The organism is Streptomyces sp. NPDC060000 (assembly GCF_042737375.1).
Taxonomy (GTDB): domain Bacteria; phylum Actinomycetota; class Actinomycetes; order Streptomycetales; family Streptomycetaceae; genus Streptomyces.
Genome location: NZ_JBHWUU010000050.1, coordinates 65,150 through 71,626 on the forward strand (window position 1 = coordinate 65,150; position 6,477 = coordinate 71,626).

Genomic DNA, 6,477 nt, shown 5'->3' on the forward strand with positions numbered 1-6,477 from the left:
GACAACGACCGGCCGCCGACCACGGCCGACCCTCCCGAAAGGGCACCACTCGCATGGAGCAGTACGAGCCCGACCGCCTGAGCCCGGCCCAAGTGGCCGCCATGCGGCGCAGCCTCCGCAACGGCAGGGCGGCCATGACCCGCCGGTCGCTGCTGCGCGCCTCCACGGGAGGCGCCCTGGCGCTGGGCGGCCTCGGCGCGCTCAGCGCCTGCGGGATCCCCGCGGCCGGCAAGTCCCAGGGTGGCGTCTCCGCGGACGACCACTCGGCGAAGGAGAAGGTCGTCAACTTCTCCAACTGGCCGGAGTACATCGACGTGGACGACAGCGGGAAGCACCATCCGACGCTGGACGCCTTCCGCAAGCAGACCGGTATCGCGGTCAAGTACACCGAGGACATCAACGACAACGACGAGTTCTTCGGCAAGATCCAGCCGCAGCTCGCCGCCGGTCAGGACACCGGCCGCGACCTCATCGTCCTCACCGACTGGCTGGCCGCCCGCATGATCCGGCTCGGTTACGTCCAGAAGCTGGACGCGTCCCACCTGCCGCACGCCTTCGCCAACCTGTCGGACCAGTTCCGCAGCCCCGACTGGGACCCGGGCCGCGCCTACTCGTACCCCTGGCAGGGCATTTCGACGGTCATCGCCTTCAACAAGAAGGCGCTCGACGGCGTCGAGGTGAAGTCGGTCTCCGACCTGCTCGACAATCCGGCGCTCAAGGGCCGGGTCGGCCTGCTGACCGAGATGCGCGACACCGTCGGCATGACCATGCTCGACATGGGCAAGGACCCGGCGAAGTTCACCGCCGACGACTACGACGCGGTCATCGCCCGCCTGCAGAAGGCGGTCGACAGGGGCCAGATCCGCCGCTTCACCGGCAACGACTACACGTCCGACCTCAGCAAGGGCGACCTGGCGGCCTGTGTCGCCTGGGCCGGTGACATCGTGCAGCTCCAGGCCGACAACCCGGACGTCGGCTATGTCATCCCGGACAGCGGCTACATGACGTCGACCGACAACATGCTGATCCCCAACAAGGCGCGCCACAAGACGAACGCCGAGCGGCTGATCGACTACTACTACGAGCTCGAGCCGGCCGCCGAACTCGCCGCGTACATCAACTACGTGAGTCCGGTCGCGAACGTGAAACCGTATCTCGCCAAGATCGACAAGTCGGCGGCGGACAATCCGCTGATCCTTCCCGACAAGGCCACGCAGGCCAAGTCCCATGCCTTCCGCTCTCTGAGCTCGAAGGAAGAGACGGCCTATCAGCAGAAGTTCGCGAAGCTCACAGGGGCGTGACGATCATGACAACGGACAGCAGCGGCGACGTCCGCCTCTCCGGCATCAGCAAGACCTACGGCTCCTTCAACGCCGTGCACCCGCTGGACCTGACCGTCCCGCAGGGCTCCTTCTTCGCCCTGCTCGGCGCCTCGGGCTGCGGCAAGACCACCACTCTGCGCATGATCGCCGGTCTGGAGGAACCTTCCTCCGGGACCGTCCACCTCGGCGACCAGGACGTGACGGCACTCCCGCCGTACAAGCGCCCGGTGAACACCGTCTTCCAGTCCTACGCCCTATTCCCGCACCTCGACATCTTCGAGAACGTCGCCTTCGGCCTGCGCCGACGCGGCATCAAAAGCGTGAAGAAGCAGGTCGAGGACATGCTGGAGCTCGTACAGCTCGGCGAGCAGGCCCGTAAGAAGCCGCACCAGCTCTCCGGCGGTCAGCAGCAGCGCGTCGCCGTGGCCCGCGCGCTGATCAACACCCCCAAGGTGCTGCTGCTCGACGAGCCCCTCGGCGCCCTCGACCTCAAGCTGCGCCGTCAGATGCAGCTGGAGCTCAAGCGCATCCAGACCGAGGTCGGCATCACCTTCGTGCACGTCACGCACGACCAGGAGGAGGCCATGACAATGGCCGACACGGTCGCCGTGATGAACGCGGGCCGGGTCGAGCAGCTCGGCTCGCCGACCGACCTCTACGAGAACCCGAACACCACCTTCGTCGCCAACTTCCTCGGCACGTCGAACCTGATCGAGGCCGAGGTCGACTCCAAGAGCGGCGACGACATCGTGCTGAAGGCGGGCGGCGGCAAACTCGTCCTGCCCGAGTCGCGCTGCTCCGCGCCCACGACGGCCGGCGGCAAGGTGCTGGTCGGCATCCGCCCGGAGAAGATCTCCCTCACCCACGCGGACGCCGCCGGTGACATCCCCGAGGGCCGCAACCGCATCACCGGCCGCATCGCCAACTCGTCGTTCATCGGCGTCTCCACCCAGTACGTCATCGACAGCGCGGTCTGCCCCGAGTTCGAGGTCTACGCCCAGAACATCGACCGCGACGCCCGGCTCGCTCCCGGCGCCGAGGTCGTCCTGCACTGGAGCCCCGCCCACACCTTCGGCCTGGACGCGGAACAGGACATCGACGCGGGCATCCAGGAAGAGGCGGCCCTCTGATGGCGACGCTCACCGAGGCGCCCCCGCCTCTCTCCCCGACGGCACCCACGAAGAAGCCACCCCGCAAGCGCGGGCGCCTGACGCCGTACTGGCTGCTGCTGCCCGGTCTGCTCTGGCTGTTCGTGTTCTTCGCGCTGCCCATGATCTACCAGGCCTCCACGTCCGTGCAGACGGGCTCCCTGGAGGAGGGCTACAAGGTCACCTGGCACCTCGCGACCTACTGGAACGCGCTGAGCGAGTACTGGCCGCAGTTCCTGCGCTCGGTCCTCTACGCGGCCGCCGCGACGATCCTGTGCCTGGTGCTCGGCTACCCGCTGGCCTACCTGATCGCCTTCCGGGCCGGCCGCTGGCGGAACCTGATCATGATCCTGGTGATCGCGCCGTTCTTCACCAGCTTCCTGATCCGCACCCTCGCCTGGAAGACGATCCTCGCGGACGGCGGCCCGGTCGTCGGCGCCCTCAACACCCTGCACGTTCTCGACGTCACCAGCTGGCTCGGCTGGACCGCGGGCGACCGGGTCCTGGCCACCCCGCTCGCGGTGGTCTGCGGTCTGACGTACAACTTCCTGCCGTTCATGATCCTGCCGCTCTACACCTCGCTCGAGCGCATCGACGGACGGCTGCACGAGGCCGCCGGGGACCTGTACGCCAGGCCGGTCACCACCTTCCGTAAGGTCACCTTCCCGCTCTCGATGCCCGGCGTGGTCTCCGGAACGCTGCTGACCTTCATCCCGGCGGCCGGCGACTACGTCAACGCCGAACTCCTCGGCTCGACGGACACCCGCATGATCGGAAACGTGATCCAGACCCAGTTCCTTCGGGTCCTCGACTATCCGACGGCGGCGGCCCTCTCCTTCATCCTGATGGCCGCGATCCTTTTCATGGTGACCCTCTACATCCGCAGGTCCGGGACGGAGGATCTGGTTTAAATGCCTCTCGTCAACTGGCTCAGGCGCCATTTCGTGGTCATCGCGGGACTTCTCACGCTCGCCTATCTCCTGCTGCCGAACGTCGTCGTGACGGTGTTCTCCTTCAACAAACCGAAGGGGCGCTTCAACTACCAGTGGCAGCAGTTCTCCACCGACGCCTGGAAGGACCCGTGCGGGGTCGCCGGGCTGTGCGGGTCGCTGTCGCTCAGCCTCCAGATCGCGGTCTGGGCGACCATCGGCGCGACCGCCCTCGGCACGATGATCGCCTTCGCGCTTGTGCGCTACCGCTTCCGCGCGCGGGGCGCCGTCAACTCGCTGATCTTCCTCCCCATGGCGATGCCCGAGGTCGTCATGGCCGCCTCGCTGCTCACCCTGTTCCTCAACCTGGGTGCTCAGTTGGGATTCTGGACGATCCTCATCGCGCACATCATGTTCTGCCTCAGCTTCGTCGTGACAGCGGTGAAGGCGCGCGTGATGTCGATGGACCCGCGCCTGGAGCAGGCCGCCCAGGACCTCTACGCCGGGCCGGCGCAGACGTTCCTGCGCGTCACCCTGCCCATCGCCGCCCCCGGAATCGCGGCGGGCGCGCTGCTCGCCTTCGCGCTCTCCTTCGACGATTTCATCATCACCAATTTCAACGCGGGCTCCACCGTCACCTTCCCCATGTTCGTCTGGGGTTCGGCACAGCGCGGAACGCCCGTCCAGATCAACGTCATCGGTACGGCCATGTTCCTGATCGCCGTACTGCTCGTCCTGACCTCGATGGTCATCGGAAGTCGCCGCAACAAGCAAAAGGCGTAATCGGAAAAGCCCCGTAGGGAGTTGAAATCATGGCCCCGAGCGCCATGAACCGGTGGATCACTTCTCTTTCCGACGCACAGCCGGTCCCGTACTGGCTGGAAGATCCCGGCAAGCCCCACCCCGAGCCCGCGCTCACCGGCCCCGAGGCCTGCGATCTGCTGGTCGTCGGCGGCGGTTACAGCGGACTGTGGACCGCGCTCGTCGCCAAGGAGCGCGAGCCGCAGCGGGACGTGGTGCTGCTGGAGGGCCGCGAGGTGGGCTGGGCCGCCTCGGGCCGCAACGGAGGCTTCTGCGCGGCCTCGCTCACCCACGGGCTGCCCAACGGGCTCGCCCGCTGGCCGGACGAGATCCACCGGCTCGAGGAGCTGGGGACGCGCAACCTCGACGAGATCGAGGCGGCGATCGCCCGGCACGGCATCGACTGCGACTTCGAGCGCACCGGCGAGATCGACGTCGCCACCGAGGCGTACCAGGCGAGGGAACTGCGCGACTGGTACGAGGAGCTCGAGGGCAAGGGCCTCGCCGACGGCATCGAGTTCCTCGACGCGGACGCGGTGCGCGAGCAGGTCGCCTCGCCCACCTTCCAGGCGGGTCTGCACGACCGCCGGGGTGTGGCCATGCTCCACCCCGCCAAGCTCGCCTGGGGCCTCAAGCAGGCATGTCTGCGACTGGGCGTCCGCGTCTACGAGCACACCCCCGCCCTCACACTGAAGCCGTACGGCGCGGGGATGGCCGTAGGTACCCCCTACGGGCAGGTGCGGGCCCGGCAGGTCGCGCTCGGCACCAACATCTTCCCGAACCTGATCAGGCGGGTGCGGGCGTACACCGTGCCGGTCTACGACTACGCGCTGATGACCGAACCGCTGACCCCCGGGCAGCTCGACTCGGTCGGGTGGAAGAACCGGCAGGGCCTCGGGGACTCGGCCAACCAGTTCCACTACTTCCGGCTGTCGGCCGACAACCGGATTTTGTGGGGCGGGTACGACGCGGTCTACCCCTACGGGGGCCGGGTGCGCGCCGAGTACGACGACCGGCCGGAGACGTACGCCAAGCTCGCCGAGCACTTCTTCGGCTGCTTCCCGCAGCTGGAGGGCGTGCGCTTCACCCACGCGTGGGGCGGGGCGATCGACACGTGCTCGCGGTTCTCGGCGTTCTTCGGCACCGCGCACCAGGGCAAGGTGGCGTACGCGGCCGGGTACACCGGCCTGGGTGTCGGGGCCACCCGTTTCGGGGCCGAGGTGATGCTGGACCTGCTTGCGGGTGAGAGCACCGAGCGGACGTCGCTGGAGATGGTCCGCAAGAAGCCGCTGCCCTTCCCGCCCGAGCCCTTCGCCTGGACCGGTATCGCCCTCACCAAATGGTCGCTGGCCCGTGCCGACGCGCACGGCGGGCGGCGCAACCTGTGGCTGAAGACGATGGACAGGCTCGGGCTGGGCTTCGACAGCTGACCGATTCGGTCCGGATTCGGTGCGGATTCGGTGCGGATTCGGGCGGCCTGATCGGTTCACCCCAACGGGTGGTCCGAACCCGCGTAATGCCCGGCGGGGACCTCCCTCTCCCTCGTGACGCGACCGCGTACACGAGTGAAAGGGAGGTCTTCTCATGGCTGGGGCGAAGACGGCCGTCGAATGGCTGGCATCCGTCGCACCGGATCCCGAGGCGTGCCGGTGGGAATGGGAGCGCAACCCCCTGGGGGTGACGCTGCTGCCCGCGGGCCGGGCCTGGGACGTGCTGATCCTGCCGGGCGCGCTCGGCTATCCCACCCTCGACGTACTCACCCGGATCCTGCACCGGCCGGGCCCCGTGCTCGTCGACTTCGGAGACGACCGCATGGGTTTCTTCGTGGCGCCCGGCACGGCCGCCTGCTGGCTCGGCACCGGGATCCGCACGGCCGGGGCCGGCACCTGGATCGTCGTGCCGTACCCGGGCCGCTCGACCCGGGGAGTCCGCTGGCTGGTCCCGCCGGACGGCTCCGGCACCCTGACCGACCCGGCTCTCCTCGAGCTGGCGATGCACGAGGCGGCGGCGGGACTGGCCGGCGGAGAGGAGGGCTGACGCACCGGACGCCTCCGACGCCGCTCGTCCCCGGCCCCGACCCTGTCGGGGCCGCGGCGCACCTCCACGTCCCCCGACCGGGAGGCACGGTGGATCCCTTTCACGTCGACCGCCCGCGCGGACGCCTCCGGCGACACTTTGCGGCCCTGCGGCCCTGCGGCCCTGCGGCCCTGCGGCCTGCGGCCCTGCGGCCCTGCGGCCCTGCGGCCCTGCGGCCCTGCGGCCCTGCGGCCTGCGGCC

Annotated in this window: 6 protein-coding genes; all 6 read left to right on the plus strand. The window is 68.8% G+C overall.

What is annotated here, in order from left to right; genetic code table 11:
* The first annotated feature begins 53 nt into the window (after window positions 1–53).
* The gene (locus ACFWBB_RS25200) at window positions 54–1,301 is read left to right on the plus strand and encodes a PotD/PotF family extracellular solute-binding protein (protein WP_385276717.1); all 1,248 of its coding nucleotides are present in this window, start codon (window positions 54–56) and stop codon (window positions 1,299–1,301) included.
* 5 nt (window positions 1,302–1,306) lie between these two features.
* A complete protein-coding gene (locus ACFWBB_RS25205) occupies window positions 1,307–2,452 on the plus strand; it encodes an ABC transporter ATP-binding protein (RefSeq protein WP_385276720.1) in 1,146 nt (381 codons plus the stop codon).
* The gene (locus ACFWBB_RS25210) at window positions 2,452–3,381 is read left to right on the plus strand and encodes an ABC transporter permease (RefSeq protein ID WP_385276723.1); all 930 of its coding nucleotides are present in this window, start codon (window positions 2,452–2,454) and stop codon (window positions 3,379–3,381) included. Before ACFWBB_RS25205 ends, ACFWBB_RS25210 begins: the two co-directional genes overlap by 1 nt.
* Window positions 3,382–4,182, plus strand: a complete 801-nt coding sequence (locus ACFWBB_RS25215; RefSeq protein ID WP_385276726.1) for an ABC transporter permease — start codon at window positions 3,382–3,384, stop codon at window positions 4,180–4,182.
* 29 nt (window positions 4,183–4,211) lie between these two features.
* On the plus strand, window positions 4,212–5,630 hold the full coding sequence (locus ACFWBB_RS25220) for an NAD(P)/FAD-dependent oxidoreductase (RefSeq protein ID WP_385276729.1): 1,419 nt from the start codon (window positions 4,212–4,214) through the stop codon (window positions 5,628–5,630).
* A gap of 154 nt (window positions 5,631–5,784) precedes the next feature.
* Complete coding sequence (locus ACFWBB_RS25225) at window positions 5,785–6,237, plus strand: hypothetical protein (RefSeq protein WP_385276732.1); 453 nt, start codon at window positions 5,785–5,787, stop codon at window positions 6,235–6,237.
* Window positions 6,238–6,477 lie beyond the last annotated feature (240 nt).

Coding starts and splice junctions, on each gene's coding strand:
- ACFWBB_RS25200 (WP_385276717.1), top strand. CDS start 54: ATGGAGCAGTACGAGCCCGACCGCCTGAGCCCGGCCCAAGTGGCCGCC.
- ACFWBB_RS25205 (WP_385276720.1), top strand. CDS start 1,307: ATGACAACGGACAGCAGCGGCGACGTCCGCCTCTCCGGCATCAGCAAG.
- ACFWBB_RS25210 (WP_385276723.1), top strand. CDS start 2,452: ATGGCGACGCTCACCGAGGCGCCCCCGCCTCTCTCCCCGACGGCACCC.
- ACFWBB_RS25215 (WP_385276726.1), top strand. CDS start 3,382: ATGCCTCTCGTCAACTGGCTCAGGCGCCATTTCGTGGTCATCGCGGGA.
- ACFWBB_RS25220 (WP_385276729.1), top strand. CDS start 4,212: ATGGCCCCGAGCGCCATGAACCGGTGGATCACTTCTCTTTCCGACGCA.
- ACFWBB_RS25225 (WP_385276732.1), top strand. CDS start 5,785: ATGGCTGGGGCGAAGACGGCCGTCGAATGGCTGGCATCCGTCGCACCG.